Source organism: Sphingomonas suaedae (assembly GCF_007833215.1).
Taxonomy (GTDB): domain Bacteria; phylum Pseudomonadota; class Alphaproteobacteria; order Sphingomonadales; family Sphingomonadaceae; genus Sphingomonas; species Sphingomonas suaedae.
Map to the genome: position 1 here is coordinate 2,556,975 of NZ_CP042239.1, position 26,353 is coordinate 2,583,327.

The following is a 26,353-nucleotide window of genomic DNA, read 5'->3' on the forward strand; positions in this document are numbered from 1 at the left end:
TTGTGCAAGGCTCGGCACAAGGGGCGGCATGACCGACCCCGGCCCTCCCGCGCGCGGCGCATCGCACGCCGATGCTCGCGCCTTCATCCTTGCCTTTGCCGCTCATGCGGGACGTGGAGGGGTGGGCGCCGTGGCGCTGGTCGCAGCGGGGGCGCTGTTGGAAGGCGTCGGGCTGGCGCTGCTCGTCCCGATCATCGGATTAATCCTCGCGCCCGATGAGACGGGCGGCTGGGTCGCGGGGCTGATCGGTGGCGATGCGACGGGGCGGCTGACGCTGCTGCTGGTCGGATTTCTCGGCGTGATGATCCTGCGCGCGCTGGTTCTGCGCTGGCGCGATCTGGCACTGTTCGAGCTTCAGAACCGCTTCACCCTCCGCCTGCGGTCCAACCTGGTCGGCGCGCTTGCCGAGGCGCCATGGGAACGGCTGGCCCGGGTGGAACATGCGCGCGTCACCAGTCTGTTGATGGCCGATATCGGGCGGATCGGCAGCGCTGCGCATTTCCTGGTCCAGTCGGCGGTGTCGGTGGCGATGCTCGCAATCCAGCTGCTCGTCGCGCTGGCGCTGGCGCCGCTCTTCGCACTGTTCGCGCTTGGTGGACTGGCGGCGGCGACGATCCTGGTGCGCCGCGCCAGCCCGAACAGCGCCGTTCTCGGCAGACGGATCGTCGAGGCCAATCGCGGGCTGATGGGCAGCGCCAGCGGCTTTCTGGGCGGGCTGAAGGCATCGGCGGCGCAGGGCGCCAGCGCGCGATTCGCCGACGAATTCGATGCCGCGCAGCGCGGAGCGGCGGCGGAGCAGCGCCGGTTCATGCGTTCCCAGACCAATTCGCGCACGCTGCTTTCGATTGCCACGGCGCTTGCCGCCGCGGGGGTGGTGGCGGGCGGGGTTCTGGCCGGAGTCTCGGCACCGGTGCTGATCGCGTTGATCGTGATCTTCGCACGGATGGCGCCGCTCGCGATCCAGCTTCAACAGGGTGCGCAGCAGCTAATCTATAACGGCGCCAGCTATGCGGCGGTGTGCGCGGCCGAAGCCGAATTGCGCACCGATGCGCCTGTGGCCGAAACCGCCGAGCCACCACCGCCGGGCGCGATCCTTCTCGAACGCGTGACCTATCGCCACGGCGTGGGTGGCGGCGGGGTGAGCGGCGTGACGCTGCGAATCGAACCCGGCGAGATCATCGGCGTCGCAGGTCCGTCGGGAGGCGGCAAGACCACATTGATCGACCTGATCTCGGGCCTGCTCGCGCCTCAATCGGGCACGATTACCGTGGGCGGGGTCCCACTTGCCCGGTCAGGCTGGGGCGCAACGGTCGGCTATGTGCCGCAGGATGGGTTCCTGTTCCATGACAGCGTCCGACGCAATCTGAGTTGGGGCGACCCCGGATGCGACGACGCCGCGATCCATCGCGCGCTTGACGTGGCCGATGCGACGGCACTGGTCGCGCGGATGCCACGCGGGCTGGACACGATCGTCGGCGAGCGGGGTGCCTTGCTCTCGGGCGGGGAGCGCCAGCGACTTTCGATCGCGCGCGCGGTGCTGGGCGAACGGCGCCTGCTGATCCTGGACGAGGCGACCGCCGCGCTCGATCCGGCCAGCGAGGCGACGATCCTTGCAGGACTGACCGCACTCACCCCGCGCCCCGTGATCCTGATCGTTGCGCACCGCGCCGAAACGCTGGCGCGCTGCCCCCGTGTGATCCGGGTGGAGAGCGGCGTGGTGCGCGAGGAACCCGTCGCCGCGCCGGTCAGATAACCTCCATCTCTGCCTTGTAATGGTGCCAGGCCAGAATCGCCGCGGCACCGCGATGCGGGCGCCAGGGTTCGGCGATGGCACGGGTCAGCTTCTCCGACGGACGCTCGGCATGGCCCATGATCCGCCCGATCTCGATCTGCACCGCCAGATCGCCCGCAGGCCAGATATCGACCCGCCCCTCGGCGAACAGCAGATAGATTTCCGCGGACCAGCGACCGATGCCCTTGACCCGCACCAGTTGCGCGATCGCCTCCTCGTCATCGGCGGGGAGCGCGGTGAGATCGAGCCTCCCGTTGCTCACCTCTTCGGCCAGGCTGCGGGCATAGCTCGCCTTTTGCCGCGAAAGACCGGCGGCGCGCAGCGTCTCGTCCGATGCCGCCGCGACGATCTCCGGTCGGGTAAGATCGCCCAAGCCAGCCGCGAGCTTGTTCCAGATCGATGCAGCGGCGGCCACGCTCACCTGCTGGCCGACGATCGTGCGCAACAGCGTCTCGTAACCCGGCTCGCGGATACGCGGTTCGGGATAGCCGACCCGCGCCACTGCGGCGGCGACCAGCGGCTCGGTTGCCGCGATGGCGTCCAGCGAGGTGCGAAGCTGATCTTTGCTCAGGCCCATAGTGCGAATCCTTGAAAGCGGCGGCGTTCCCCGGCATGGGCGCGGAACACGAAGGAGAAGATCATGCCCAAGCTTATCGTCGTCACGCGCGAAGGAGAAGAACGCGAGGTCGAGGGGGAAGTGGGCCTGAGCGTGATGGAAGTCATCCGGGACAACGGGTTCGACGAACTGCTCGCGCTGTGCGGCGGCTGCTGCTCGTGCGCGACCTGCCACATCCATGTCGATCCGGAATTTGCGGCCAAACTGCCGCCGATGAGCGAAGACGAGAACGACCTGCTCGACAGTTCGTCCGATCGCAACGATAGCTCGCGCCTGTCGTGCCAGATCCAGTTCACCGCCGCGCTCGACGGCCTGAAGGTAACCATCGCCGCGGAGGATTGAGGGGCAGGCGGCGGACGCCGCACCCCTCAGGGCAGCGGCGCGATTTTCACCATCGCCATCGGCGCATCCTTGCTCAGCGGGGTGGCCTTCCAGGTAACGGTGCGGCGATTACCCTCGGTCTTCGCGCCGTCCTCGTTGTTCTGACTCACCAATTCGCCGTCGGTGATGAGGGTGAAGGTGCCATCGAGCTTTGCCTTTGCGCCGCTCGACTTGCCCTCCCCCGGCGAATCGGTCTCGCCAAAGGCGGGCGCCTTGACGCGCACCGCATCCTGCCCGCGCAGTTCCAGCACGATGAAGGGAAAGATCACCTCGGCGTCGAGATTATAGGGCCAGAGAAAATTGTGGGTGAGCTTGCCGCTGATCTGATAGTCGATGACGAACACGCCGTCGCCCCTGTACGCGACCGAGCGATAGCCCGCTTCCTTCGTCAGCGCCTCGGCAATCGCCTTGAACTTGGCTTCCTTCTCGGCGTCGTCCTTGGCCGCCTCTTCATCCTCGATGGCCGGGGCGTCCTCATCCTCCTGCAAGGTCGCGTCGCGGAGCAGTGCGGCGGTGATTTTCTTCTTGTCCGACTCACCGTCCTTGCCCATCCCCTTAAAGGCATCGCCCATGTCCTTGGCCACATCGACCGCGATCACTTCACCCTGATAGCTGAAGGTGAAGCTGCGGTCGGCGAGGATGGTGAGGGTCGATGTGAACTTGCCCGGGCTGAACGCGCAGCCGATCAGCAGCATCGGCGCGGCGAGCGCGAGCGCCAAACCCTTGATCCGGTGGAACATCGTCACCCCCGTTGGGCGCGGACCGCAAGGATCAGCGCGAGATTGCCGCATAGAGCGCAATGGCTGCGGCGTTGGACACGTTCAGGCTCTCAACCTTAGGAGAGATCGGCAGCCGCGCAAGCTCGTCGCAATGCGCTGCGGTATTCTGGCGCATCCCCTCGCCCTCCGCGCCCAGCACGAGCGCAGGGCGCGTGTCCCCCATCACCTCGCCCAGCGCCCCCTTCGCCTCACCGGTCAGACCGATCCGCCAGAATCCCGCCTCGCCGATCTCGTCCAGCGCGCGGGCGAGGTTGACGACGCGGACCCATGGCACCAGCTCCAGCGCACCCGATGCGGCGCGCGCCAGCGAACCCGATTCGGGCGGCGCGTGCCGGTCCTGGGTGACGATGCCCAACGCGTCGAACGCGGCGGCAGAGCGCAGGATCGCCCCGACATTGTGCGGATCGGTGACATGGTCGAGTACCAGCAACGGGCGGCGGTCGTTCGCGCCCTGCTCCAGCAGATCGCCCAACCAGAGTTCCTCCAGCGGATCAACCTCGATCACCAGTCCCTGATGCGGCGCATCGGAGGGGACCATCCGCGCCAGATCCGCCACATCGGCATAGGTGATCGGCAGCACCGGCGGCAGATCGAGCGCCGCCAGCGCCTCACGCGTGCCCCACATCTTGCGTACCCGGCGCTCGGGATTGGCCAGCGCGGCCGTCACGGCGTGACGACCCCAGAAACGGGGGCGGTTGCTGTTCGATAGGGACGGGCGATGCCCGCGTTTTGGCCTCTGGCTCATGCTTCCATCTGTTCCGCTGGCAGGCCGGTCCCGAGCCCGTTCAATCTATCCAGGCGGCTTAGAAGTCACGAAAGCGCCGCGCAAGCCGTTGACAGCGGCGCCCCGCTTCGGCAATGGCGCCCACTCGCTTCGGCGTGCCGCATGGAAGGGTGGCCGAGTGGTTAAAGGCAGCAGACTGTAAATCTGCCCGCGTGAGCGTACACTGGTTCGAATCCAGTCCCTTCCACCACCCCCTTCAAATGGGCGGATCAGATCTGATCCTCGCCGGGCTGATAGGTTAGCCGCCGGGTTGCGGACCGGCGCATCAACCAGTCCCATGCCCGCTGCCGCGCGATATTGCGGGTGCGTCGCTGATCGCGCGCGGCAAGACGCACGCCGCGACGCCAGCGCTTAACTGCGATGATGCAACCGCTCACGATCGCGAGCGCCGGAAGGAGCGCCCAGCCATAGGCCAATATCAAGTCCCGATATTCCAGCAAGTTAAGCACCCCCCGAATCCCGCGCGACTCTACCGCGCCGCAATATGCGGTAAATGCGAAAGGTTACGCAATCAGGAAGGGCGGCTGGAGCGGGTAGCGGGAATCGAACCCGCGTATTCAGCTTGGAAGGCTGCTGCACTACCATTGTGCTATACCCGCGGCCCGAGCCGGAGCCAGCGCACTGCCACGACTGGCCGGTGGCGGTCAAGCGGCTCCGATCAGACGCGCAGATAGCGGAAGTACCAGACCTCATGCCCCTGGCGCCGCGCCTTGCGCTCATAGCGCGTCTCGGGCCAGTCGGCGGGGCGGGTGAGGAAGTCCTGTGCGGTACGCGCCTGCCAGTCGAAGTCGCGGCGCTGGTTCATCACCATCATCGACCATCGGCAATAGGTGGGATCGTCGGTGCCCAGCCGGAACTCGCCGCCGGGCTTCAGCTTGGCGGCGATCAAGTCGAGCGGGCCGTGATTGACCATGCGGCGCTTGGCGTGGCGTGCCTTACGCCAGGGGTCAGGATGGAGGAGATAGACCCGTTCAAGGCTCGCATCGGGCAGCCGTTCGACCACGTCGAGCGCGTCCCCCATGTGCAGCCGGACATTGGCGAGATCGCCGTCGCGGATATGGCCCAGCGCGCCCACCACGCCGTTGAGAAACGGCTCACAGCCGATAAAGCCATGGTCCGGCCGCATCGCCGCCTGGCCCGCCAGATGCTCACCCGCGCCAAAGCCGATTTCCAGCTCCAGCGGGCGCGCGTCACCGAACAGCCGCGCGGCGTCGAGCGGTCCATCGTCCGGCACCGCGACTTTGGGTAACAGCGTATCGACCAGTTCCTGCTGCCCCGCGCGCAGCTTGTGCCCCTTGGCGCGCCCGTACAGGCGGCGGATCGTGCTCGGATCGTTCATCGCGACGCCCTTGGCGAAGCGCGCGCCCCCCGGCAAGGGGTGGCGGCGTCAGGCGGCCGGGCGCAACCGCGGATTTTCGAGGACGCCGACGCGAGGATGGGCGATGAAATAGCCCTGAAAGTAGCGCACGCCGAGCGCGAGCAGCTTTTCGTAATCGGCGCGCGTCTCGACCCCCTCGGCGATCAGTCGCACGGCGCGGCGGCGTGTCATCTCGATCATTTTTTCGACCAGCAGGCGGCGCGACCAGCTCGACGCCAGGCCGCGGATCAGCGCCGGATCGAGCTTGATCGCATCGGGGGTGAAGCGCGAGAGCAGCGCCAGACCGACATCGCCCGATCCGAAATCATCGAACACGGTCTGCATGTGCATCTTGCGATGGGCGGCGATGGTGTCGGCCATGCGGCTGGCATCGATCCGGTCGTGCTCGGCAAATTCGAACATCAGCCGCTCGGGCGGAAAGCCGGTTTCCTTGGCGACCTGCATGGTCCGCTCGCTGTCGGCAAAGGCATCGGTGATGACATCCGGAAAGAAGTTGATCGCCAGCCGGGCACTGGTCTTGAGAATGCCCGCCTGAACCGCCTGGGTGATCGCGGCCACGCGGCACTGCTGGTCGAAGCTGTAGCGCGTTTCCGGCCTGACCTGTGCCAGAACCTCTGCCGCCATCTCGCCATTCGGGCCGCGCGCCAGCGCTTCATAGGCATAGACTTCGCCCAACCGTGCATCCCAGATCGGCTGGAACGCCATATGCAGCTGGAAATCGGGTTCTTCGTCGATCATCTGTAGCGCTTGGGTCTGCATCCACGTCTCCACCCGCCATTTTAGGACGGATGGGCAGGCGATGGTTAACCCCGGACGGGAATCGTCCACAGCGCCTCTGCGCAGCCGCTATTTCAGCCGTTCCGCGTCGATGTTGATCGTCGCCTTGCCCCAGGTCGAGACGCGCGAGGTCGCGTTACCCTCCAGGATCTTGCCGATCTCCGTCGGCAGCGGCAACCGATCGCGCGGGGCGTAGTTGATCGTATCGCCCGCGCGGACCACGCTGACCGCCCAGGTCCGCGCCGCATTCTCCTTGTCGAGCAGCCCGCTCATCCCCGGACGGACCCATATCGCCAGCCCGGCATCCGATGCCGCCATCAGATATGTGTCGCGTGTGCCGACCGGGCGATAGAGCCTGAGCGGACTCTTCACGGCATCGTCGCGGCACCATTGCACTGGCGAGGCGCCTTCTTCCGGCGTGAGCCGCTCGTCCTTCTTGGCTGCCCCGCCGCCCTCCATCTGCGCCATCATCGCGTCGAGCAGGGTGCCGGCGCCATTGGTGCGCGCGGGCTTCGAACTACCCTTGAGCGCCAGCGCATCGGTACATGTCGCGACCGGCACTGCGTCGGCAGCGGGCACGATCTGCTCCGGCCAGCCGAGTGCGGCGATCGCCGCTTCGGTCCGTCGTTGCAGCGATGCCGCCTCGATCGATTTCGCGGTGTGGCGGATCTTGACCAGCCATTCGCCCATCGGGATGAGCGCCAGCACGGTACTGCGAAAAGGCCCTTCGGAGAGCGTCCAGGCGATCCTGAGAGCGGAGGGGCGGGACTGGCCCGGGGGGACGAAGGTGACCGGTTCACTGAGCGGGGTCTTGCGCCCATAAGCCTCGCGGTCCTGGACGGTCAGTCGCGAAACGTCGAACCATTGCGATGGCGATCCGCTCTTTACGCGATAGAGATAGACCGACACCTCTTCGGCCTCGTCGGGAGCGCGATAGCTGAAGAAAAGGTCGAGCTGCGGTTTCACGAGTTCGGTGCCCGGCGCGCGCTTTAGCCCAATCAACTCGGTGGGAAAGGCGAAGCCGCTATGGTCGTGCCGGAACGGCATGCCATCGCGCACCTCGATCGTGCCCGGCTTATCCTGCGCATGGGTCGGGCTCGCGAGCAGCAATATGACGGCGGCGATCGAACCACGGAGCATGACGGAACCTCCCCTGTGGTTCCGATGGTGCCAGCAAGTGGCTGATTCGCCAAATGAAAAACCGCAGTCAGCTCAGCCGGTCAAAGGCGATGCGGCGCCCGACCGTATCCGTCTCGATGAGGACAAGGTTAAGCGCGTCGCCGGGTGTCAGTCCTGCCGCATCGATCCGTGCGGTAACGGGCACGCCGCACAGTTGCACGCTCGCACCGCGCTCGCCGATATCGGTCACCACCGCATCGAACCGTTCACCCTCGCGGCCGGCCAGCGTCACCGCCTCCGCCATTGCGATCACCGCATTGTCGATCCGGGCCGCACGGCCGTCAGCGCGCGCCATCACCTTGGGCAGCCGGGCAAATGCCGCTTCGACATGGTCTGGTACGACGCGCCCGTTCGCCACTGCGAGCGCCGCCTGGACGACATAGCGATCGGCGAGGCGACGGAGCGGCGCGGTCGCATGGGCATAGGGCGCGGCGACAGCGGCGTGCCAGGGCGTTTCGTCCGGATCAAACGCGCGATAGGCCGCGCCGTTGCCCGCGCGCCGAATCGCCAGCATCAGTGCGGCATCACGCGGCGCGGCGGGGTTCAGCGTCCGCTCGAACTGGGTGAGCGTGGCGGTGGCGGGCCAGTCGATGCCCAGCGCCCGGGCGGTGATGCGCAGCCGCGCCACCGCCCCCGAATCGGGCTCTGCCATGACGCGAAATAGTCCGGTGTTGTGCGCGATCAGGGCATCCGCCACCGCCATGTTGCAGGTGAGCGAGAGGGACGCATTCTGATCCTCACTCGGATGCCGGTCCCGGAAAATGAGCGCGAGCCGACCATCGGCGCCCGCCCCGACTTCCTGTTCGGGCGGATCGACTCGCGCGGCCCCGCGCGCCGCCTCCGCCCGGATCAGGCGCGTGGTGAGCTGCGTGAATCCGGTGGGGAGATCGCCCTCACGCACCGTCTCATAAGCGAGCTTGGCCCGGTTCCGGATGACCGCCCGTGTCGCGGCGTCCAGCCGCACAGCGCCCTCCGCATCGATTCGGATCGTGAAGACGACAGCAGGGCGCGGACCGCCGGGCAACAGGCTGGCCGCGCCTTCGGAGAGAATCGGAGGATATAGGCCTGCCTTGCCATCGGGAAGATAGACCGTCTCGCCGCGCGTCCATGCTTCCGCATTGATGGGACCGTCTTCATCGACGAACCAGGCGACATCGGCGATGGCATAATGGAGGATCAGGTCGCGCCCCGCCTCCTCAATCGCGAATGCCTGATCGAGATCGGTGGCGCTGGCCGGGTCGAGCGTGACGAAGTGCCGGTCGGTCCAGTCGGCATGGTCGCCCGGCACCCGTCGTGCAGCCGAGTCAGCCGCAGCCTTCACCTGTGGCGGAAAGGCACGCGGGACCTGAAATTCGGTTCGGATCGACTGAAGGCCGCGGGACAGCGCATGGGACGGGTCTGCGATGGTCTTCATCGACCGAGCCTAGCCGCGGCGCGCGGGCACGAAAAGGGCGGCGACCCCGCAAGACCGCCGCCCTTCAATGTCGCTCGAACCGGAACGGATCAGGCCAAAGCGGCCTTCAGATCCTCGACCAGATCGGTGCGTTCCCAGGGGAAGAAATCTCCCTCGGGCTTGCGGCCGAAATGGCCATAGGCTGCGGTCGGGCCATAAATCGGCTTGTTGAGCTTCAGATGGGTGCGAATGCCGCGGGGGGTCAGGCCGCCCAGCTTGCCGATCTTGCCGATCGCCTGCTCGATCTTGTCGTCGCCGACGGTGCCGGTGCCGTGGGTATCGACATAGAGCGACAGCGGCTTGCTGACGCCGATCGCATAGGCGAGCTGGATCGTGCAGCGCTGGGCGAGCCCGGCGGCAACGATGTTCTTGGCGAGATAGCGGGTGATGTACGCGGCGGAGCGGTCGACCTTGGTCGGGTCCTTGCCGCTGAACGCGCCGCCGCCATGGGGCGCCGCGCCGCCATACGTGTCGACGATGATCTTGCGACCGGTCAGGCCGGCGTCGCCGTCCGGGCCACCGATTTCGAAGCTGCCGGTCGGGTTGATGTGATATTCGGTCTCGTCCGACAGCAGTTCCGCCGGGATCACAGCGGCGACGACCGACTTCACATAGGCCTTCAGCTCGGCTTCCTTCTCGCCCTGGTCATAGCCCTTGGCATGTTGGGTCGAGACGACAACGGCGGTGCAGGCGATCGCCTTGCTCCCCTCATAACGCAGCGTGACCTGGCTCTTGGCGTCGGGCTCCAGGAAGGGGGCCGCGCCCGAATGGCGGTCGGCGGCCATGCGCTCGAGAATCTTGTGGCTGTAGTCGAGCGTCGCGGGCATCAGGTCGGGCGTGTCGTTCGCGGCATAGCCGAACATGATGCCCTGATCACCCGCGCCTTCGTCCTTGTTTCCGCTGGCATCGACGCCCTGCGCGATATGCGCCGACTGGCCATGGAGATTGTTTTCGAACCGCAGCGTCTCCCAGTGAAAGCCGTCCTGCTCATAGCCGATGCGCTTGACGGTATCGCGAACGGTCTTCTCGATCTCTTCCTGCGCGCCGGGCGCCCACTCGCCATTCTCATACACGCCCTTGCAGCGGATTTCGCCGGCAAGCACGACAAGCTGGGTTGTGGTCAGCGTCTCGCACGCGATGCGCGCTTCGGGATCCTTGGACAGGAACAGGTCGACGATCGCGTCGGAAATCTGGTCGGAAACCTTGTCCGGATGGCCTTCGGAAACCGATTCGGACGTGAAGAGATAAGTGGAACGCATGGTCTTCCTCTAAGATGGTCAGGCCGTTGCCATGCCTGACGGGAAACGGGCGCGATATAAAGCTTTCCTTATATCACGCCGCCCTAGCGGGCAGCGCGGCGGAAGGCAATGGCGAGCGCAAGCAACAGCGTGGCGACGAGCAATGCCGCCCAGTTTCCGGTCCGGGCGAACAGCGTGGGGGGCAGCGCCTCCGGCATCGGCGCCTCGATCGCCTTGGCCTCGCCCATCCTCGCCGCCGCGACGATCCGGCCGCGCGCGTCGATGATGGCGGAGATACCGGTGGGGGTCGAACGTAGGATCGGCAGCCCTTCCTCGATCGCGCGCATCCGCGCCTGCGCGAGATGCTGGGGCGGCCCCCAAGCCCCGAACCAGGCATCGTTTGAGGGATTGAACAGGATCGCCGGGCGATTGCCGGGATCGACCGTCTGGCCGGAGAAGATGATCTCGTAACAAATCTGCATACCGACCTCGCCAAAGCCGGGAACGACCATGGTCTGCGGCCCAGGACCCGGCTCGAAGTCGATCTCCCCCGACACCAGCCGCGACAGGCCGAGTGGCTGGAGGATCGAGCGCATCGGGAGATACTCGCCATAGGGAACGAGATGCGCTTTGTCGTAGCGGCCGAGGATTTCCCCCGCAGCGTCGATTACGAAGACTGAATTGGTTGCGGCGTCGAGCTTCTCATCGCCCTTGAAGAGCAGCGCATTGCCCCCGATCAGCGCGATGTCTTTCGGTCCCAGCGTGTTTGCGATCATCGTGCGGACGGTGCGGGGATCATTTTTCGCATACCAGGCGGCGGGATAGCCCTCCTCGATCCAGTAATCGACCGTCCCCTCGGGCCAGACGATCAGGCGCGGGACGGGGCCGCCGGGCAGGATCGTCTCGCGGTCGTTGGACAGGCGGATCAGCTCGCTCAGCGCCTTTTGCGCATAGCTGCCGTCGAGCACCGTTTCCTGCCCGACATTGGGTTGAAGCACGCGGACGAGCGGTCGGACCGGTGCGGAGTTGGCGGATGGCGTCTGGCGGATTTCGATGCTGTTAATCGCGTGGAGGCCGATGGCGATGGCAAGCGCCGCGCCGACAACAGCAGGATAGCGCCACCTGCGCTGGCTCAGCAACAACAACGCACCGGCGACCAGGATCGTGACCCCCGACAGCGCATAGGTGCCGACCCATGCGCCCCCCCCCGCGACGCCCGGCACCGGAAGCCAGGCCACACCGAGCGGGTTCCAAGGGTAGCCGGTGAACAGCACGCCGCGCAGATATTCGGTGACGATCCACGCCGCCGCAGCGACCAGCACAAAGGGAACATCGAGACGCCGTCCCTGCCCGAATCGCCAGGCGAGACCCATTGCGATGGCCGGATAGACGGCAAGATAGAGCGACAGCAGGACCACTGCGACATAGCCAAGTTCGGCGGGCATCTTGTCCTGATAGACAAAGGCGTGCTGGATCCAGTTATTGCCAACGGTGAAATGGGCCAGGCCGAACAGCCATCCGCGCAGCAGCGCCGCTTTGAGCGTCGGCGCCTCATGCGTCAGCCGCAGCAGGATGGCGAGGCAGATCAGCCCAGCGGCCCACCAGTCGAGCGGGGCAAAGGCGGTGGCGGAAACGGCGCCGGTCAGCAGCGCGATCAGATAGGGTCGGGGCAGCGGAGACATCGCAGACCGCTATCGGGCCGGACGGTGACAGATACAAGCGCGCTGCGTATTATGGGGTCAGCACACTGAAGGACGCGTCATGACCGAGCCCGTTATCGTCGATATTCCGCATAAGCTGGGCCGCGAAACGGCAAGGGCGCGGATCGCCGGCGGGGTGGGAAAGATCGGGTCGATGTTCCCGGGCGGCGGCAGCGTCGAGGAGCGGTGGGAGGGCGACACGCTCCACTTCACAGTTACTGCAATGGGCCAGAGCGTCGCCAGCCGGCTAGAAGTGCATGACCGCCATGTCCATGCCGAGGTCGACCTGCCACCAATGCTGGCCCTGTTCGCGGGCAAGATTCGCGAGAAGCTGCAACGCGAAGCACCCAAGCTGCTCGAATAGGGAACCCGTCGTAGGGTAGGCAGTTGGTCGCGGGCGAGGAGAGCCCGATGAACCGCCTGCACCTGATGCTTCCGATGGCGCTAGCCGTCACCGCCTGTTCCGAGGCGACGCCCGAGCCGCCTCCCGGGGCGGAGGTCGCCGCCAACGGCGTTGCCAGCGTCCCCGGACCGACCCGAACGCCCCAGGCACTGCCGACCGCATCCGGGCCAGGCACCGCGTTCGGCCTGACTCGTCAGCAACTGGAGGACGCCCATCTGGTCGATACGGTCGGCCGGGAGCTGGGCGAGGTCGAGCGGATCGAAACCGATGCCTCGGGGGAGGTCACGGCGGCGATTGTCGAGGTCGCCGATACCGATCCCGACCGGCTGGTGCGGTTGCCGATCACGCGCCTCACCGCCGTCGCCAATGGCGCCGGGTGGGATTTGCGAGCGATGACCAGCCGCGAGGAGCTGATCGCCATGCCACAGATGGAGCGCTGACCATGCGGTCGCGATCCTGGCCCGTCATCGCCGTCGCGATGCTTCTTGCCTCCGGCCTTGGCAGCTGTGCCGGAGCGGTGGCGGGGCATTATACCGTCACCGGTATGCTTCCCCTGGGTCCATCGGGGAGCGTTCCCGATTATCTGGCCGAGCGCGAGGCGGCTCGGGCAGTTGCGGCGCCCGTTCCGACGGTTGCGGACGATCATCCGCGCTACCTCAACGCCGGCTATTATTCGGTCGATTGAGGCGCCGCCGGAGCGGGGGCGCTCACCCGCCAGATCGTATTGCCGACATCGTCGGCAACCAGCAGCGCGCCGGTCCCGTCCGCCGTTACGCCGACCGGACGGCCCATCGCCTTGCCCTCGGCGTTGAGAAAGCCGGTGAGGACATCGACCGGCTTCGCATCGGGGACCGGCAGGCCGCGGGCGCCGAACGGCACGAACACGACCTTGTAGCCCGACGCGGGGACGCGGTTCCACGATCCGTGAAGACCGATAAAGGCACCATCGGCATAGGCGTCGCCCAGCTTGAGATCGGTTGCGAAAGTGAGGCCGAGTGGCGCTGTGTGCGGACCTACCGAATAGCTGGGCCGCGCGGTATATTCGCGCAGATCCTCACGTTCCGGCTGGACGCGCTTGTCGACATAGCCGCCCCAGTAATTCCACGGCCAGCCAAAGAAGCTGCCGAAATTGACCTGGGTCAGATAGTCGGGCGGGGTGTCGGAGCCGAGCATGTCGCGCTCATTGACCACCGTCCACAACCGTTGTGTGCCGGGATTGAGCGCCATTCCTACAGGATTGCGCAGCCCCGCGGCGAAGATGCGGAAGGTCTTGCTCGCCGGATCGACCTCCAGAATCGTCGCGCGGTTCTTTTCGGCCTCGAGACCGTTCTCGGCGATGTTGGAGGCAGAGCCGACGCTGACATAGAGCCGCTTGCCATCGGCGCTGGCGATGACGTCGCGGGTCCAGTGATTGCCCTTGCCGGGCAGGTCGACGACCTTTTCACCCTTGCCCGTGATCTTCGTTTCCCCGGGCTTGAAGGGGAAGCGGATCAGCGCATTGTGGTTGGCGACGTAGAGCGCCTCGCCGAGCAGCACCATACCGAACGGTGATTCGAGCCCGTTGTCGGCGGTAAGCAGCGCCGAGCGCACTTCCGCCACCCCGTCGCCATCGGCGTCGCGGAGCAGGGTGATGCGGTCGGCCGACGGCACGCCCGCGCCCGCGCGGCCCATCAGCGTCTTCATCACCCAGGCCTTGATCCCGCCCCCCTCGCGCGGGGGCGAGTTGGTTTCGGCAACCAGCACGTCGCCATTGGGAAGGCGATAGAGCCAGCGGGGATGATCGAGCCCGGTGGCGAAGGCGTTGACCGCCAGCCCCTTGGCCGCAGTCGGTTTCGCACCCTGTGGCCAACCGATCGCCTCGGCGACGTTGACGGTCGGGAAGGTTTCCGAACGCGGCTGCTCGATCTTGGGCGCCAACCCGGTGACCGCCTCCATCTCGAGCTTCGCGACATCGGGGCGCGACAGATACCAGAAGACACCGCCGAGAATGACGACGAGCAGGGCAAGGGCGATCAGGAGCTTGCGGGCCAAGGGCTATTCCTCGATTTCGGCGCGTTGTTCGGGCGGGTGCAGGCGAAGGCGGCGGACGCGGGTGGCATCGGCCTCCAGCACTTCGAGCGTCCAGCCGCTGGGATGCTTCAGGCACTCGCCCGCTTCTGGCACATGGCCGGCGAGGATGAAGGCGAGGCCGCCCAGCGTCTCGATGTCCTCCTCCACCTCACCCAGACGGGGATCGATCGCTGCGGCCACATCCTCGAGTTCTGCGCGGGCATCGGCATCCCAGCCGCCATTGTCGATCGGGACCCACAGGGCTTCGGGCGCGTCGTCATGTTCATCGTCGATCTCGCCGACGATTTCCTCGACCAGATCCTCGATCGTGATGAGCCCTTCGGTCCCCGAATATTCGTCGAGGACGATGGCGAGGTGCGTGCGGCTGGCCTGCATCTGGGCCAGCAGGTCGAGCGTCCCCATCGATTGCGGGACATAGAGCGGCTGGCGCATCAGATCGGTGATCTTCGACGGCGGCCCCGCCCCGGCGGCAAGGACGGCGAACACATCCTTGATATGGATCATTCCGATCACCCGATCGAGCTTTTCGCGAAAGACCGGCAGGCGGCTGTGGCCCGCTTCGGCGAAGAGCTGGACCAGTTCGGCAAAGCTGGTGCCTTCCTCCACCGCGATGACATCGGCGCGGGGGACGCCGACATCGCCCGCATCGCGTTCCCCGAAATGGAGGAGGTTGCGGAGCATCTTGCGCTCGAGCGGCGACAGATCGCCCTTGATCTGGCCGCTGCCCCCCCGTTCCTCTCCATCCGCCTCGTCGATCGCATCCTCGATGCGTTCACGCAGCGTCTCATTGTGGTCGTCGCCGAACAGAAGAGCGCGCAGGCCGCGCCATATTCCGCCCTCGCCGCTACTGTCGCCGTTCCCGTTGCTACTGGGTCCGTCTGCCATTTTGGGTGTTAGTCCTCACGCACCAGATAGGGGTCAGGGATCCCCAAAGTTGCGAGCGCGGCGCGCTCCATCGATTCCATCGCCTCGGCCTCGGAATCCCCCTGATGGTCATAGCCTAGCAAATGCAGCACGCCATGGACAATCAGATGCGTGGCGTGTTGCTCGACCGAAATGTCCTTTTCTTCGGCCTCGCGTTCGCAAACACCATGCGCGAGGATAATGTCGCCCAACAGCACCTCTCCATCGTCGCTGTTCTGCGTCATCGATTCGATCAGGTCCGGCTCGATCATCGGAAAGGAGAGGACGTTGGTCGGCTTGTCCTTCTGCCGATATTGCGCGTTGAGCTGATGCACTTCGGTATCGTCGGTCAGGCGCACGGCGATCTCGATCGCCGCATCGACGGTCGCAAGATAGCCGAACGGGGTCTGCCCGACCGCAGCGCCCGCAGCCCTGGCGCCAAGCGCATCCCAGTCGAGATCGGGCCAGCCGGGTTCGGCCTGGACGGCAACATCAAGCATCGCTGCCCTCATAGGCATTGACGATCCGGCCGACGATCGGGTGGCGGACGACGTCACCGATGCCGAAGCGGATCATCTCCAGCCCCTCGATCCCCTCCAGCTTCGCCACCGCATCGTTGAGGCCGCTCGCGGACGGGCCGCCGGGCAGATCGGTCTGTTTGGGGTCGCCGCACACCACCATGCGGCTGTTCTGGCCGAAGCGGGTGAGGAACATCTTCATCTGCATCGGCGTGGTATTCTGCGCCTCGTCGAGGATGACGAACGCGTCGGCGAGGGTGCGCCCGCGCATGAAGGCGATCGGAGCGATCTCGATCTCCCCCGAAGCGATCCGCCGCTCGACCTGCTCGGCAGGCAGGCAGTCATAGAGCGCGTCGTAAAGCGGGCGAAGGTACGGATCGACCTTGTCCTTCATATCGCCGGGCAGGAAGCCCAAGCGCTCCCCCGCCTCTACAGCGGGGCGCGACAGGATCAGCCGCTTGACCGATCCGGTGATGAGCTGGGCCACCGCCTGCGCCACCGCCAGATAGGTCTTGCCCGTCCCCGCCGGGCCGAGCGCGAAGATGATGTCGTTGGACACCAACGCACGCATATAGGCCGTCTGGGTCAGCGAGCGCGGGACGATCGTCTTGTTCCGGGTGCGGATCATGATGGGGGGCGTGCCGCCCGCCGAATCGCCATCGTCATTTTCCGCGCGGACGATGCCGGTGAACATCGGTTCGGAAGACATGGCGATCACCGCGTCGATCAGCCCGGTGTCGATGTCCTCGCCGCGGATCACCCGGCTGTGCAGCTCGGTCAGCACCTCGCGGGCATGGGCGACCGCTTCGGCGCTGCCCTCGATCACCACGCGCTGGCCGCGGGCGTGGATATAGACGCCAAGCCGTTCCTCCAGCGCCAGGATGTTGCTGTCATATTCGCCGAACAGCTGGGGAAGCAGCTGGGGGCGGTCGAAATTGACCTCTACCCGGGCGCGCTGGCCGTGCTGGGCGGGGACTGGCTTGCGGCTCATCCGATCCTTTCAGAAACGCTGAAGTTGACGAAGTTGCGCGCAACGCCCTTCATTCTGTCGCTTTTGACCTGAATGACGACGCACGGATGACAGATGGCCATTGCAGCCAAACCGGGGTGCAGCGCGGAGGTTCCGTTTCGCATGTCGTGCCGGCGAGGATGGCAGAGCAACGGCCTGTAGGACAGCATAAATCGATGCCGACGCCGATTGGCCGCCGAAGTGACGCAGTCAGGCAACAGTCGCGCGGCTTCAGTCCGCGCCGAGCCAGGCGCGGCGGAAGGCGCGTTGGGCGGCGTCGGGCGTGCCGCCCGCCTTTTCGAGCGGGACAATGGCAAGCTTCGGGTCGGCGCGCGGGATGATCGTCGCGCTGCTGGCCCCGGCGCGGTTCGCATAGGCGATGACGACGGGCTGCCCCGGCTTCATCGCGTCGAGCGCGGCGCGCCAATCGGCACGACTGGCGATCCGCTGGCCGTCGATGGCGACGATCGTGTCGCCGCGGTCGAGGCCGGCGGCGTAGAGCGGGCTGCCGGGAATCGGGATTTCGGCGAGCGTCACCGGATCGTCGCCGCCGCCGCTGACGTTGGCCGCGCCGATCCATGGCTTGTCCGTATCCGCCGGGCGCAGCACCAGCCCGGCCTGAGCCAGCAGCGGCGCGAAATCGGGCAGGTCGCTGCTGCGGATATGGGCGTCGAAAAACGCCTTGGCGAAGGCGGGGTCGCGGGTCAGTTCGGCAAGCCCGGCCTGAAGATCGGCGGTTGTATAGGATTTGACGGGAGCATAGTCGCGCTGCGCCGCGCCGTTCCGCTTCCACATGTGGCGCATATAGGCGTCGAGATCGGTGTCGAAATGCTGGCGCAGGGTGAGGTCGAGCGCGAGGGCGATCACCGCGCCATAGGCATAATAGGAGGTGAAGATGCGTTCGTTCACCGGATCGATCGAGGTCGCGGCATCGACAAAGGGCGCGCGCAGGCTCATCTCCTGCGGCGAGCCATAGCGGCGGCCGGGGCCGTTGACGACATAGTCGAGCGTGCCGGCGAGCCCGGCAAGCGTGGTGTCCAGCGTGGCCTCCCCGGCCCGCAGGATCGACAACGGGCCGTAATATTGGGTGAAGCCTTCCGCGAACCACAGCGACGGGGTGGGATCGGCGCTGGTGAAGTCGAACGGCTCGAGCTCGGCCGGGCGCAGCCGCTCGACATTCCAGCTGTGGATGAATTCGTGGCTGAGCGTGCCGAGCTGGGCGAACTTGCCCGTGGCGAGCGAGCGCGGCTGGCTGATGATGGTCGAGTTGCGGTGCTCCATCCCGTCGCCGCTGATCTGGGGCATGTAATCGGCGATGAAGGTGTAGGTGCCGAAATCGAAGCGCGGCGCACCGCCCCAGATGCGGATCTGTTCGGCAACCACCGCCTTTGCCTTTCGGGCGAATTCGTCGACGGTTTCGGCGCTGTCCTCGCTGTGCACAGCGAGGCGGATCGTCTGGGCGGTGGCCCCGGTGCCGATGGTCCATTCGCGTAGCTGGAAGTCCGACAGCTCGGTCGGGCTGTCGAGCAGATACTGGAGGTGCGGCGCCCAGAAGCTGGTGGTGCTGTCCGCGACCGGGGGCAGCTGAGTCGCGACCTTCCAGCTGGGGTCGGCGGGGCGGAAGGTGACGCGGATCGGGCGGTCGTCGTAACCGCGCGCCCAGACGAGCGTCGCGGGCATGTTGAGATGCGCGTGGGTCTGATCGATCTGGCTGTAGGTGCCGTCGCCGCGGTCGCCATAAAGGGTGTAGGAGAAGGTGACGGTGCCGTCATGGCCGGCGACGCGCCAGCTGTACGGATCGGTGCGCTCGATCGGCAGGTCGCGGCCGGCGCCGTCCCTGGCCGAGACCGAATAGACGTTCTTGGCAAATTCATGGATCGCGTAGCGGCCGGGCGAGGAACGGGCCATGCGGAATTCGACCGCGCCGGGTTTGAGATCGCGATAGGTGACCGCGATCCGCGCCTCGCGATGCGCGGCATTGTCGAAGCTGAGGTCGTAGGAGACCGGGGCGTTCGGGCCTGGGTCGCGGGCCTGCTGTGCCTGCACCGCGGTGGCGAGCAGCAGCGGCGCGGCGAGGGTGAGGAGGCGGGCGGTCTGGTTGCGGAGCGGCATCGGGGATCCCTGAGGTTTTGGGGACCGTGGCCGAGCGGCTGCGTCGTGTCCAGACGGGGCAGTGTTCGGGGGGCGTCCGACGAAGCTGACGAAAAAGCCGGGTTTGCGGCGGCGGCGACGGGTTCGCGACCGCGAGCGGACGGGTTGGCGACGGGATGACACCCGTGGCGCGACAATGGGGCGACACTGACGCGACAGCTGCACGACGGTGAGGCGACGGACTGGCATCCGGATTTGAACGGGAGGCGACCGTTTAGCGTCACGGGCACGACGGCGGGGCGACCGGTGCGGGACGGTTGGAGTCTGGTTTGCGCGGCGCGAGCGGATCGGGGGCGAAGGGATCGGCGAGGCGCGCGGCGTGAAGCCTGAGCGCATGACTCCAGTGATGATCGAACGGCGTGCCGGTGAGGCGGTTGCGCAAGGCGTGCGCGCTGGAGCGCGACATGCCCGCGGCGCGGGCGGCGCGCGCGATGCTGCCGGTTTCGACGAGCGCGGTGAGGAAGATGCGCTGGCGGGCAGGGGTCCAGTGGTTGCGCGCTGGCGCGGCGGCGGTGGGCTGGTCGGGGTGCATCGGCTCGACTCCGGTTGGTTGGAGCCGATTCAGTTGACCTATTTGGTTCGTGTAGGAAAGTGGTTTACGTGAACGTTGGCTGCCGTGCGGGGATAGTGTATTATTTGCGGCATGAGTTCCGAACGCGCCCTGTTCGATTCCAGCGACCCGACGGCCGAGACGGCCGCCGATGCGCGCGCGGAAGCCGATGCGGCGGCGGGCCGGGTGGTGAGCCACGAAGCGGTCAAGCGCTGGGTCGCCTCCTGGGGCAGCGCGCGCCCGCTTCCACGACCCCAAATCGGCGACTGAATTGCGCCGCATCGTCTGGACGGACGAGGCGGTTGCGCATCTTGAGGCGATCATCGCCTATATCTCTGCATTCAATCCTGCGGCTGCCGCCCGACTGGGCGAGCGGCTGATCGCGGTTGCCGATAGTCTCGCGGAGTTTTCGGAGCGCGGTCGCTATGTGGGCGACGGGCGTCGAGAGATGACGACGGTGTGGCCCTATGTGCTGCGCTATCGGGTCGAGGGCGATCGGGTGGTTATCCTGCGTATCCGACATGGGGCGCGGGATGAGGAGGGTGCATAAGAGACGCTATCAGGCCTGAGCCAAGCGCCGGGCCCCCTTCCGATCAACTTCGAATTCAAGGCCGTTGGTTCCGATCTTGGCCCGAGCCGTAGCATCGAAAAGCGCAGCGAAGGCTTCAAGCGATCGGTTCTCGTCCGACGGCTTATCCTGAAATACGAACAGATCCCGGCACACGCTTTCAAGCCATTCTGTCGGCACGTCAGCCTTTTCCACAGAGTTCATTTGAAGGATCGTTTCAACGATCCAACTCGCACGGTCCATATCGAAGCCATATCGCTGGATTGCGTCCTCGTGTTTTCGATTAGCAATCGCTGCTGTCTTTAACCCTGCCAAACCAGCCCAGATGAATGCCGCACCGGCGACACCCGCCGCCAAACTTTTGACGGTATAGGCCCAGAAACTATATGATCCCGTGACGTCGTCCAAGTTGGCCGCGAGGGTCAACCCTACAGACAGCATAACGAACAGCGATCCAGCCGCCAAATATAGAAAGTAAGATCTATTCTCACCATTCCGCGCTTGCTTATTAGGTCGAGAGATTTCTTCTTGTAGCCTAGAGGTTAAGTGCTCTCGCAAACGACGCCGTTCATGTTGAGGCTCGCGGTCGTTAAGCTCGCTCCGCCTGGTTTCTAATTCCGCCTCTCGCTTTGCTAAAAACGAAATTTTTTCTGCGGCCTCGGCTTCTAGGGCTGCACGCCGGCCTTCATTCTGCTTGTCGGCTTCTGCTCTGGCTTTGGCTAAGTCTCGCGTCATCTCCAAGTGTAACTGACGCGAATCCCCAATCTGTCCCGCCACAATGTCACTGAGTGTAGTCGCACTCTCTCGTTGACCAACAAACGCTGAATCGACAGCTAACTCATTGATCAGATCAGTTATCTGAAAAATGTCATTCCGGGACAATCTGTCTGGCGCTGGCTGATTTTGACCACCATACCCCCGCTCTGGCGCCAATAAGCCGATCTCATCGAAATGCGCGCTCGGAACTGCGCGCGCGAAGCCGGACTGGTTCGGATGTTGACGCCAATGCTCTTCTTCCACCACGCCACGGTGGAAAGATACGCGCTCCTTTACCGTCCCAGGAAAAGAAAAATGAAACTCTTGGATCAGCCGCTGCTTTGACCCAATCAAGCCTTCAAAGTCCGTTTCTGCATCAGCGGAACCCGTTTCCATCAAAGGATAGGTAAATTTCGCCTCGCCATCGGGAAACAGTTCGAGAAGCTGCTGTGCAAGTTGGTAAAGCCTGCCATCCGTCAGCTTGGGAGTTCGAACAACAGCGCTTGCCATATTTTACTCCGCCGCAACCGTCCCATCGAACAACCCGCCCTCGGCGGCATCCTCGTTCGCCGCCGGGACCGCCTTCGCCTTCTGGCGCTTGTCGAAGCTGTCCCACACCTCGTTCCAGTTGCCGCGCGTCGCGCCCTTCGAATATTCGGTCGCGCGGGTTTCGAAGAAGTTGGCGTGCTCGACGCCGTTGAGCAGCGGGGTGAGCCACGGCAGGGGGTGTTCGTCGATCATGTAGATCGGCTTCAGGCCCAGCTGGTTCAGGCGCCAGTCGGCGATGTAGCGGATATACTTCTTGATCTCCTTGGGCGTCATGCCGGGGACCGGGCCCTGTTCGAAGGCGAGATCGATGAACGCATCCTCGAGCCGCACGGTCGTCTGGCAGACGTCCATGATGTCGTCCTTCACCGCCTTGGTCAGGCAGTCGCGCTCCTTGGTGAAGGCGTGGAACAGGCGGGTGATGCCTTCGCAGTGGAGGCTTTCGTCGCGCACCGACCACGACACGATCTGGCCCATGCCCTTCATCTTGTTGAAGCGCGGGAAGTTCATCAGCATCGCGAAGCTGGCGAAGAGCTGAAGCCCCTCGGTAAAGCCGCCGAACATCGCCAGCGTCTTGGCGATATCCTCGTCATTATCGACGCCGAACTGTTGAAGGTAATCGTGCTTGTCCTTCATCTCGGCATATTCGAGGAACATGCCGTACTCGCTTTCGGGCATGCCGATCGTGTCGAGCAGGTGGCTGTAGGCGGCGATGTGCACCGTTTCCATGTTGGAGAAGGCGGCGAGCATCATCTTGATCTCGGTCGGCTTGAACACGCGGCCGTATTTCTCGTGGTAGCAATCCTGCACCTCGACATCCGCCTGGGTGAAGAAGCGGAAGATCTGGGTGAGCAGGTTGCGCTCGTGATCGGTAAGCTTTTGCGCCCAGTCGCGGCAATCCTCTCCCAGCGGCACCTCTTCGGGGAGCCAGTGGATCTGCTGCTGACGCTTCCAGAAGTCGAACGCCCAGGGGTATTCGAACGGTTTGTAGGTCTTGCGGGCTTCGAGAAGGGGCATGGGGTTACTCCGATGAATTACGACGCGGCCGCGATGCGGCCGGTGAGCATGAGAATGGCGAAGATCGCGGCGACGATCATGAAGAACGCGCCCATCAGGCGAAGATGGCGCAACGACAATTCGCTGCCCTGGACGGGCCGAAGCCACGGGTTACGCGGCGTGACGATCAGGAACAGCCCGACCGCGGCGAGCACGACCGGTGCCAACTGGATGAACACCGTATCGCTCATGCTCCACCCACCATGCTGGCGACCAGCGCGAAGCCGGTGAGGAAGAGGCAGAGTGCGACCAGCATCGTGCCGGCGATGCGCAGCGCATAGCGCCCCTCCGCCGAGGCGGCGCGACGGCGCAGCAGGACGAGGCCCGCCACGCCCGACGCGATGCCGATCCCGGCCTGGATGGCGAGCGAGCGGGTCACTGGTCGATGACCGTCTCGTCGCGGGTGCGGCCGGCGCGGTCGCGGACGATCACGCGTTCCTTGACGATCACCTTCTTACCGCGATGCGCGCCGACGCCGAACACGCAGATGCCGAGGAAATAGCCGAAGTCGTACCAGCCGCCATTATTGGGCACGGCATAGACCGCGATGTCGGGCACGAAGAGGGACATCACCCAGGCCACCGGGAAGATGAAGCCGTGCCACAGGCCGAACAGGAAGCCCGGGGCGGCCGGCTCGACCGCGGTGCCGACCTGCTCCGCACAGGCGGCGAGCAGGGCGAGCGGGAGGACGGAGAGGATCGAACGCAGCTTCATGCATATTCTCCTGCATCGAAAGCATCGCGGGGGCGTTGAGCGCGCATCCACCACGAAGGAGACCAATCATGGCCGATACCAGCAACATTCGCGAGCATATGGAAGTCATCGGCGCCGACGGCGTCCATGTCGGCACCGTCGACGGAATCGAGGGCGACCGCATCAAGCTGACCAAGAAGGACAGCGGCGCGCAGATCGAGGGCGCCGAGGGCAGCCATTCGGGGCATCACCATTATATCTCGACCGGCCTGATCGCCGGGGTCGAGGGCGACAAGGTGCGCCTGTCTGCCAATGCCGATGTCGCGGTGAGCTTCGAAGAGGAAGAGTGAACTTTTTTCCTCTCCCATTGGGAGAGGAAGGGAGGCGCGCAGCGCCGGAAGGGTGAGGGTCGTCATTGCCACGGCGCCCTCACCAACCCGGCAGTCGCGGCGACGGCCGTCGAGAGGAAGATGGCGCCACGGACAGCCACGACGACGCTAACGATAGCAAAGAAAGCTCCGACCCATTTCGAGGCCTGAACCTGCCAGCCTGCAAGTTCACCCAACACCGCGATATTGAGGCCGACAACCGCTTTCAGAAGCAAGCCGGCGACCATAGGCATGACGAGCAATCCGGCCACGAGCAGGAGCGCGCCGATGAACAGCTGCTCCTCCCGCGTGCTCCGAAATACCAGATCGATCACTTCCCGGCCCTCTTCCACTGGCGTCCGGCGGCAGACGCTCCGGCCGCGCCGCTGCGCGGCTCCCTCCCTCTCCCAGAGGGAGAGGGACACTAGTTCACTGACACGCCAGGCATTCGTCGTAGTCGGTGCTCTCGCCCATATCGAATTTGGGTGCGTCGATCGTGTTGTCGGCCTCGACCCCGCCCGCAAAGCCGGCGCGCTGCACCGATTTGCTGCGCAGATAATAGAGCGACTTGATGCCGAGCTCCCAGGCGCGGAAGTGGAGCATCAGCAGGTCCCACTTCTCGACATCGGCCGGGATGAACAGGTTCAGTGACTGGGCCTGGTCGATATAGGGCGCGCGGTCGCCGGCGAGTTCGAGCAGCCAGCGCTGGTCGATCTCGAAGCTCGTCTTGAAGCAATCCTTTTCCTCGGGCGTGAGGAAATCGAGATGCTGGACCGAGCCGCCGCGCTCGAGGATCGAGTTCCAGACATTGTCGCTATTCTTCGACTTTTCGATCAGGATCTTCTCGAGATAGGGGTTCTTGACCGAGAAGCTGCCCGACAGCGTCTTGTGCGTGTAGATGTTCGCCGGGATCGGTTCGATGCAGGCCGAGGTGCCGCCGCAGATGATGCTGATCGACGCGGTCGGCGCGATCGCCATCTTGCAGGAAAAACGCTCCATCACGCCCATATCGGCAGCATCGGGGCACGGGCCACGCTCGACCGCGAGCTGCATCGAGGCTTCGTCGACCTGCGCCTTGATGTGCTTGAAGATCTTGCTGTTCCAGGTCTTGGCCATTGCGCCTTCGAACGGGAGCCCACGCGCCTGGAGGAAGCTGTGGAAGCCCATCACGCCAAGGCCGACGCTGCGCTCGCGCGCGGCGCTGTAAGCGGCCTTTTCCATGCCCGGCTCGGCGCGGTCGATATAATCCTGAAGGACATTGTCGAGGAAGCGCATGACGTCCTCGATAAAGCCCTTCTCGTTCTTCCACGCGTCCCAGGTTTCGAGGTTGAGCGAGGAGAGGCAGCACACCGCGGTGCGCTCGTTGCCTAGATGGTCCTTGCCGGTCGGCAGCGTGATCTCGCTGCACAGGTTCGAGGTCGAGACTTTGAGGCCCAGATCGCGGTGATGCTTGGGCATGTTGTTGTTCACATGATCGGCGAACACGATGTACGGCTCACCGGTCGCGAGGCGGGTTTCGACCAGCTTCTGGAACAGCGCGCGGGCGTTGACGGTGGCGCGGACGCTGCCGTCCTTGGGCGATTTGAGGTCCCATTCCTCACCGTTGCGGACCGCTTCCATGAACGCGTCGGGGATGAGGACGCCGTGATGGAGGTTCAGCGCCTTGCGGTTGAAGTCGCCCGAGGGTTTGCGGATTTCGAGGAACTCCTCGATCTCCGGGTGCGAGATGTCGAGATAGCAGGCGGCCGAACCGCGACGGAGACTCCCCTGGCTGATCGCGAGCGTCAGCGAATCCATCACGCGGACGAACGGGATGATGCCGCTGGTCTTGCCGTTGAGGCCGACCGGCTCGCCGATGCCGCGGACATTGCCCCAATAGGTGCCGATGCCGCCGCCGCGCGAGGCGAGCCAGACATTCTCGTTCCAGGTGTCGACGATGCCGTTGAGGCTGTCGGGCACCGAGTTGAGGAAGCAGCTGATCGGCAGGCCGCGCCCGGTGCCGCCGTTCGACAGCACGGGGGTGGCGGGCATGAACCACAGCTTCGACACATAATCGTAGATGCGCTGGGCGTGCGCGGCGTCATCGGCGTAAGCGGACGCGACGCGGACGAACAGGTCCTGGAAATTCTCGCCGGGCAGCAGATAGCGGTCCTTGAGCGTCTCCTTGCCGAATTCGGTCAGCAGCGCGTCGCGCGAATGATCGACCTCGACCGGATAGGGACGCGGCGCAACCGATTTGGAATCGACCTTCTTGCGCGTCCTGGCACCCTTTTCGGCGTCCGGCGCCAAGGGCGCGGACTTGGTTTGGGCGGTCGCTTCGGCGGATTCGATCACGGTTTCACTCACGCTTGGTTCCTGGCTTTCCCTGAAGTCCATTGGTCGTCCCCTGCCCGTCCATCGCCACGACTCGGGGGCGGCACCATCGTAGCACCACGCACATTGGGGCGTGAGAACAAAAGATGTCCATTCGCCCGTCCCAAGGCGGCAGACGAGCACCCCGCGATATAGCATCGCGAGTGGCGGTCCACCAGTGCTTGGGCTTGTCCCCCTAAGTGACCACTAGAGATTGTGCCAAACCGGCCCGGGAGGCAAGAGCGTAAATGACAGTTAAGAGACTCGGTTCGTCGCTGATATGACTCGGTTCATGGCATGATTTCCATAGTCCGTGCGACGCGACGCGCGGAC

General features: G+C 65.2%; 31 protein-coding genes and 2 tRNA genes. 9 read left to right on the forward strand and 24 right to left on the reverse strand.

The features are described 5' to 3' along the window. The first annotated feature begins 28 nt into the window (after positions 1-28). Positions 29-1,753, forward strand: coding sequence for an ATP-binding cassette domain-containing protein (locus tag FPZ54_RS12125; RefSeq protein ID WP_145847548.1), 1,725 nt, complete (start codon positions 29-31; stop codon positions 1,751-1,753). Here FPZ54_RS12125 and FPZ54_RS12130 read toward each other — a convergent pair. Next, complete coding sequence (locus FPZ54_RS12130) at positions 1,746-2,369, reverse strand: DNA-3-methyladenine glycosylase family protein (RefSeq protein WP_145847550.1); 624 nt, start codon at positions 2,367-2,369, stop codon at positions 1,746-1,748. The genes FPZ54_RS12125 and FPZ54_RS12130 overlap by 8 nt on opposite strands. Before the next feature lie 63 nt (positions 2,370-2,432). Between FPZ54_RS12130 and FPZ54_RS12135 the strand changes: the two genes are divergently transcribed. Further along, the gene (locus FPZ54_RS12135; RefSeq protein WP_145847552.1) at positions 2,433-2,750 is read left to right on the forward strand and encodes a 2Fe-2S iron-sulfur cluster-binding family protein; all 318 of its coding nucleotides are present in this window, start codon (positions 2,433-2,435) and stop codon (positions 2,748-2,750) included. A 26-nt stretch (positions 2,751-2,776) separates the two neighbouring features. On the opposite strand, the gene FPZ54_RS12140 is transcribed toward FPZ54_RS12135, so the two are convergent. Together FPZ54_RS12140 and rlmB are read right to left on the reverse strand one after the other, a co-directional pair. Further along, complete coding sequence (locus FPZ54_RS12140) at positions 2,777-3,529, reverse strand: hypothetical protein (protein WP_145849786.1); 753 nt, start codon at positions 3,527-3,529, stop codon at positions 2,777-2,779. A 31-nt stretch (positions 3,530-3,560) separates the two neighbouring features. Continuing rightward, the gene (gene rlmB, locus FPZ54_RS12145; RefSeq protein WP_145847554.1) at positions 3,561-4,313 is read right to left on the reverse strand and encodes a 23S rRNA (guanosine(2251)-2'-O)-methyltransferase RlmB; all 753 of its coding nucleotides are present in this window, start codon (positions 4,311-4,313) and stop codon (positions 3,561-3,563) included. A gap of 143 nt (positions 4,314-4,456) precedes the next feature. Between rlmB and FPZ54_RS12150 the strand changes: the two genes are divergently transcribed. After that, a tRNA-Tyr gene (locus FPZ54_RS12150) sits at positions 4,457-4,542 on the forward strand. Between the two features lie 19 nt (positions 4,543-4,561). Here the strand turns inward: FPZ54_RS12150 and FPZ54_RS12155 are convergent. From FPZ54_RS12155 to lnt, 8 genes are all read right to left on the reverse strand, one after another. Continuing rightward, a complete protein-coding gene (locus FPZ54_RS12155) occupies positions 4,562-4,801 on the reverse strand; it encodes a hypothetical protein (RefSeq protein WP_145847556.1) in 240 nt (79 codons plus the stop codon). 76 nt (positions 4,802-4,877) lie between these two features. Then, positions 4,878-4,951 (reverse strand) — tRNA-Gly (locus tag FPZ54_RS12160). A gap of 59 nt (positions 4,952-5,010) precedes the next feature. Then, positions 5,011-5,691 carry a tRNA (guanosine(46)-N7)-methyltransferase TrmB gene (gene trmB, locus FPZ54_RS12165; RefSeq protein ID WP_145847558.1) on the reverse strand — a complete coding sequence of 227 codons (681 nt, stop codon included), beginning with the start codon at positions 5,689-5,691 and terminating at the stop codon, positions 5,011-5,013. A gap of 48 nt (positions 5,692-5,739) precedes the next feature. Continuing rightward, on the reverse strand, positions 5,740-6,489 hold the full coding sequence (locus FPZ54_RS12170) for an EAL domain-containing protein (RefSeq protein WP_239019559.1): 750 nt from the start codon (positions 6,487-6,489) through the stop codon (positions 5,740-5,742). Positions 6,490-6,576: 87 nt separating this feature from the next. After that, entirely contained in the window at positions 6,577-7,647 is a 1,071-nt protein-coding gene (locus tag FPZ54_RS12175) for a hypothetical protein (protein ID WP_145847560.1), read from the reverse strand. A gap of 67 nt (positions 7,648-7,714) precedes the next feature. Beyond that, on the reverse strand, positions 7,715-9,100 hold the full coding sequence (locus tag FPZ54_RS12180; RefSeq protein WP_145847562.1) for an RNB domain-containing ribonuclease: 1,386 nt from the start codon (positions 9,098-9,100) through the stop codon (positions 7,715-7,717). An 89-nt stretch (positions 9,101-9,189) separates the two neighbouring features. Beyond that, positions 9,190-10,398 (reverse strand): methionine adenosyltransferase, encoded by a 1,209-nt coding sequence (gene metK, locus FPZ54_RS12185; RefSeq protein WP_145847564.1) that lies wholly within the window; start codon positions 10,396-10,398, stop codon positions 9,190-9,192. An 83-nt stretch (positions 10,399-10,481) separates the two neighbouring features. Then, positions 10,482-12,059 carry an apolipoprotein N-acyltransferase gene (lnt, locus tag FPZ54_RS12190; protein WP_145847566.1) on the reverse strand — a complete coding sequence of 526 codons (1,578 nt, stop codon included), beginning with the start codon at positions 12,057-12,059 and terminating at the stop codon, positions 10,482-10,484. Positions 12,060-12,138: 79 nt separating this feature from the next. Between lnt and FPZ54_RS12195 the strand changes: the two genes are divergently transcribed. From FPZ54_RS12195 to FPZ54_RS12205, 3 genes are read left to right on the forward strand one after another with little or no spacing between them, the layout of a single operon-like run. Then, on the forward strand, positions 12,139-12,441 hold the full coding sequence (locus FPZ54_RS12195; RefSeq protein ID WP_145847568.1) for a polyhydroxyalkanoic acid system family protein: 303 nt from the start codon (positions 12,139-12,141) through the stop codon (positions 12,439-12,441). A 47-nt stretch (positions 12,442-12,488) separates the two neighbouring features. Beyond that, positions 12,489-12,920: a hypothetical protein gene (locus FPZ54_RS12200; RefSeq protein WP_145847570.1), complete on the forward strand. Its 432-nt coding sequence runs from the start codon at positions 12,489-12,491 to the stop codon at positions 12,918-12,920. Between the two features lie 2 nt (positions 12,921-12,922). After that, a complete protein-coding gene (locus FPZ54_RS12205) occupies positions 12,923-13,165 on the forward strand; it encodes a hypothetical protein (protein ID WP_145847572.1) in 243 nt (80 codons plus the stop codon). Here FPZ54_RS12205 and FPZ54_RS12210 read toward each other — a convergent pair. The 6 genes from FPZ54_RS12210 to FPZ54_RS12235 all read right to left on the reverse strand — a co-directional run bounded on the left by FPZ54_RS12210 (position 13,150) and on the right by FPZ54_RS12235 (position 19,663). Further along, a complete protein-coding gene (locus FPZ54_RS12210) occupies positions 13,150-14,511 on the reverse strand; it encodes a PQQ-dependent sugar dehydrogenase (RefSeq protein WP_186456751.1) in 1,362 nt (453 codons plus the stop codon). The genes FPZ54_RS12205 and FPZ54_RS12210 overlap by 16 nt on opposite strands. 3 nt (positions 14,512-14,514) lie before the next feature. Continuing rightward, a complete protein-coding gene (locus tag FPZ54_RS12215; protein WP_145847574.1) occupies positions 14,515-15,435 on the reverse strand; it encodes a hemolysin family protein in 921 nt (306 codons plus the stop codon). Positions 15,436-15,443: 8 nt separating this feature from the next. Further along, positions 15,444-15,953 carry an rRNA maturation RNase YbeY gene (ybeY, locus tag FPZ54_RS12220; protein ID WP_145847576.1) on the reverse strand — a complete coding sequence of 170 codons (510 nt, stop codon included), beginning with the start codon at positions 15,951-15,953 and terminating at the stop codon, positions 15,444-15,446. Next, a complete protein-coding gene (locus FPZ54_RS12225; protein ID WP_145847578.1) occupies positions 15,946-16,962 on the reverse strand; it encodes a PhoH family protein in 1,017 nt (338 codons plus the stop codon). The genes ybeY and FPZ54_RS12225 overlap by 8 nt, the downstream gene beginning before the upstream one ends. A gap of 249 nt (positions 16,963-17,211) precedes the next feature. Continuing rightward, positions 17,212-19,092 carry a M61 family metallopeptidase gene (locus FPZ54_RS12230; protein ID WP_145847579.1) on the reverse strand — a complete coding sequence of 627 codons (1,881 nt, stop codon included), beginning with the start codon at positions 19,090-19,092 and terminating at the stop codon, positions 17,212-17,214. 259 nt (positions 19,093-19,351) lie between these two features. Continuing rightward, positions 19,352-19,663 (reverse strand): helix-turn-helix domain-containing protein, encoded by a 312-nt coding sequence (locus FPZ54_RS12235; RefSeq protein ID WP_145847581.1) that lies wholly within the window; start codon positions 19,661-19,663, stop codon positions 19,352-19,354. Positions 19,664-19,774: 111 nt separating this feature from the next. Here FPZ54_RS12235 and FPZ54_RS12240 point away from each other — a divergent pair, with 111 nt between their 5' ends. Beyond that, positions 19,775-19,951: a CopG family transcriptional regulator gene (locus tag FPZ54_RS12240; protein WP_145847583.1), complete on the forward strand. Its 177-nt coding sequence runs from the start codon at positions 19,775-19,777 to the stop codon at positions 19,949-19,951. A gap of 1 nt (position 19,952) precedes the next feature. After that, a complete protein-coding gene (locus FPZ54_RS12245) occupies positions 19,953-20,231 on the forward strand; it encodes a type II toxin-antitoxin system RelE/ParE family toxin (RefSeq protein ID WP_145847584.1) in 279 nt (92 codons plus the stop codon). A 9-nt stretch (positions 20,232-20,240) separates the two neighbouring features. Here the strand turns inward: FPZ54_RS12245 and FPZ54_RS12250 are convergent, their stop codons facing one another. Genes FPZ54_RS12250 through FPZ54_RS12270 form a run of 5 tightly spaced genes read right to left on the reverse strand, consistent with a single transcriptional unit; the run spans position 20,241 to position 23,321 of the window. Continuing rightward, complete coding sequence (locus tag FPZ54_RS12250; protein WP_145847586.1) at positions 20,241-21,515, reverse strand: hypothetical protein; 1,275 nt, start codon at positions 21,513-21,515, stop codon at positions 20,241-20,243. Positions 21,516-21,518: 3 nt separating this feature from the next. Then, positions 21,519-22,568 (reverse strand): ribonucleotide-diphosphate reductase subunit beta, encoded by a 1,050-nt coding sequence (locus FPZ54_RS12255; RefSeq protein WP_145847588.1) that lies wholly within the window; start codon positions 22,566-22,568, stop codon positions 21,519-21,521. A gap of 17 nt (positions 22,569-22,585) precedes the next feature. Next, positions 22,586-22,798: a hypothetical protein gene (locus tag FPZ54_RS12260; protein ID WP_145847590.1), complete on the reverse strand. Its 213-nt coding sequence runs from the start codon at positions 22,796-22,798 to the stop codon at positions 22,586-22,588. After that, positions 22,795-22,986 carry a hypothetical protein gene (locus FPZ54_RS12265; protein ID WP_145847592.1) on the reverse strand — a complete coding sequence of 64 codons (192 nt, stop codon included), beginning with the start codon at positions 22,984-22,986 and terminating at the stop codon, positions 22,795-22,797. Before FPZ54_RS12265 ends, FPZ54_RS12260 begins: the two co-directional genes overlap by 4 nt. Continuing rightward, a complete protein-coding gene (locus FPZ54_RS12270; protein ID WP_145847594.1) occupies positions 22,983-23,321 on the reverse strand; it encodes a hypothetical protein in 339 nt (112 codons plus the stop codon). The genes FPZ54_RS12265 and FPZ54_RS12270 overlap by 4 nt, the downstream gene beginning before the upstream one ends. A gap of 68 nt (positions 23,322-23,389) precedes the next feature. Between FPZ54_RS12270 and FPZ54_RS12275 the strand changes: the two genes are divergently transcribed. Next, positions 23,390-23,650 carry a DUF2171 domain-containing protein gene (locus FPZ54_RS12275; protein ID WP_145847596.1) on the forward strand — a complete coding sequence of 87 codons (261 nt, stop codon included), beginning with the start codon at positions 23,390-23,392 and terminating at the stop codon, positions 23,648-23,650. 62 nt (positions 23,651-23,712) lie between these two features. Here the strand turns inward: FPZ54_RS12275 and FPZ54_RS12280 are convergent, their stop codons facing one another. Both FPZ54_RS12280 and FPZ54_RS12285 read right to left on the reverse strand, forming a co-directional pair. Further along, entirely contained in the window at positions 23,713-24,003 is a 291-nt protein-coding gene (locus FPZ54_RS12280; protein WP_145847598.1) for a hypothetical protein, read from the reverse strand. A gap of 94 nt (positions 24,004-24,097) precedes the next feature. After that, positions 24,098-26,044 (reverse strand): ribonucleoside-diphosphate reductase subunit alpha, encoded by a 1,947-nt coding sequence (locus tag FPZ54_RS12285; protein WP_145847599.1) that lies wholly within the window; start codon positions 26,042-26,044, stop codon positions 24,098-24,100. Positions 26,045-26,353: the final 309 nt, after the last annotated feature.

Bases quoted from the DNA above. Each gene is read 5' to 3' on its own strand.
- FPZ54_RS12125 (WP_145847548.1), top strand. From the start codon at position 29: ATGACCGACCCCGGCCCTCCCGCGCGCGGCGCATCGCACGCCGATGCT.
- FPZ54_RS12130 (WP_145847550.1), bottom strand. From the start codon at position 2,369: ATGGGCCTGAGCAAAGATCAGCTTCGCACCTCGCTGGACGCCATCGCG.
- FPZ54_RS12135 (WP_145847552.1), top strand. From the start codon at position 2,433: ATGCCCAAGCTTATCGTCGTCACGCGCGAAGGAGAAGAACGCGAGGTC.
- FPZ54_RS12140 (WP_145849786.1), bottom strand. From the start codon at position 3,529: ATGTTCCACCGGATCAAGGGTTTGGCGCTCGCGCTCGCCGCGCCGATG.
- rlmB (WP_145847554.1), bottom strand. From the start codon at position 4,313: ATGAGCCAGAGGCCAAAACGCGGGCATCGCCCGTCCCTATCGAACAGC.
- trmB (WP_145847558.1), bottom strand. From the start codon at position 5,691: ATGAACGATCCGAGCACGATCCGCCGCCTGTACGGGCGCGCCAAGGGG.
- FPZ54_RS12170 (WP_239019559.1), bottom strand. From the start codon at position 6,489: ATGCAGACCCAAGCGCTACAGATGATCGACGAAGAACCCGATTTCCAG.
- FPZ54_RS12175 (WP_145847560.1), bottom strand. From the start codon at position 7,647: ATGCTCCGTGGTTCGATCGCCGCCGTCATATTGCTGCTCGCGAGCCCG.
- FPZ54_RS12180 (WP_145847562.1), bottom strand. From the start codon at position 9,100: ATGAAGACCATCGCAGACCCGTCCCATGCGCTGTCCCGCGGCCTTCAG.
- metK (WP_145847564.1), bottom strand. From the start codon at position 10,398: ATGCGTTCCACTTATCTCTTCACGTCCGAATCGGTTTCCGAAGGCCAT.
- lnt (WP_145847566.1), bottom strand. From the start codon at position 12,059: ATGTCTCCGCTGCCCCGACCCTATCTGATCGCGCTGCTGACCGGCGCC.
- FPZ54_RS12195 (WP_145847568.1), top strand. From the start codon at position 12,139: ATGACCGAGCCCGTTATCGTCGATATTCCGCATAAGCTGGGCCGCGAA.
- FPZ54_RS12200 (WP_145847570.1), top strand. From the start codon at position 12,489: ATGAACCGCCTGCACCTGATGCTTCCGATGGCGCTAGCCGTCACCGCC.
- FPZ54_RS12205 (WP_145847572.1), top strand. From the start codon at position 12,923: ATGCGGTCGCGATCCTGGCCCGTCATCGCCGTCGCGATGCTTCTTGCC.
- FPZ54_RS12215 (WP_145847574.1), bottom strand. From the start codon at position 15,435: ATGGCAGACGGACCCAGTAGCAACGGGAACGGCGACAGTAGCGGCGAG.
- ybeY (WP_145847576.1), bottom strand. From the start codon at position 15,953: ATGCTTGATGTTGCCGTCCAGGCCGAACCCGGCTGGCCCGATCTCGAC.
- FPZ54_RS12225 (WP_145847578.1), bottom strand. From the start codon at position 16,962: ATGAGCCGCAAGCCAGTCCCCGCCCAGCACGGCCAGCGCGCCCGGGTA.
- FPZ54_RS12230 (WP_145847579.1), bottom strand. From the start codon at position 19,092: ATGCCGCTCCGCAACCAGACCGCCCGCCTCCTCACCCTCGCCGCGCCG.
- FPZ54_RS12235 (WP_145847581.1), bottom strand. From the start codon at position 19,663: ATGCACCCCGACCAGCCCACCGCCGCCGCGCCAGCGCGCAACCACTGG.
- FPZ54_RS12240 (WP_145847583.1), top strand. From the start codon at position 19,775: ATGAGTTCCGAACGCGCCCTGTTCGATTCCAGCGACCCGACGGCCGAG.
- FPZ54_RS12250 (WP_145847586.1), bottom strand. From the start codon at position 21,515: ATGGCAAGCGCTGTTGTTCGAACTCCCAAGCTGACGGATGGCAGGCTT.
- FPZ54_RS12255 (WP_145847588.1), bottom strand. From the start codon at position 22,568: ATGCCCCTTCTCGAAGCCCGCAAGACCTACAAACCGTTCGAATACCCC.
- FPZ54_RS12260 (WP_145847590.1), bottom strand. From the start codon at position 22,798: ATGAGCGATACGGTGTTCATCCAGTTGGCACCGGTCGTGCTCGCCGCG.
- FPZ54_RS12270 (WP_145847594.1), bottom strand. From the start codon at position 23,321: ATGAAGCTGCGTTCGATCCTCTCCGTCCTCCCGCTCGCCCTGCTCGCC.
- FPZ54_RS12275 (WP_145847596.1), top strand. From the start codon at position 23,390: ATGGCCGATACCAGCAACATTCGCGAGCATATGGAAGTCATCGGCGCC.
- FPZ54_RS12285 (WP_145847599.1), bottom strand. From the start codon at position 26,044: ATGGACTTCAGGGAAAGCCAGGAACCAAGCGTGAGTGAAACCGTGATC.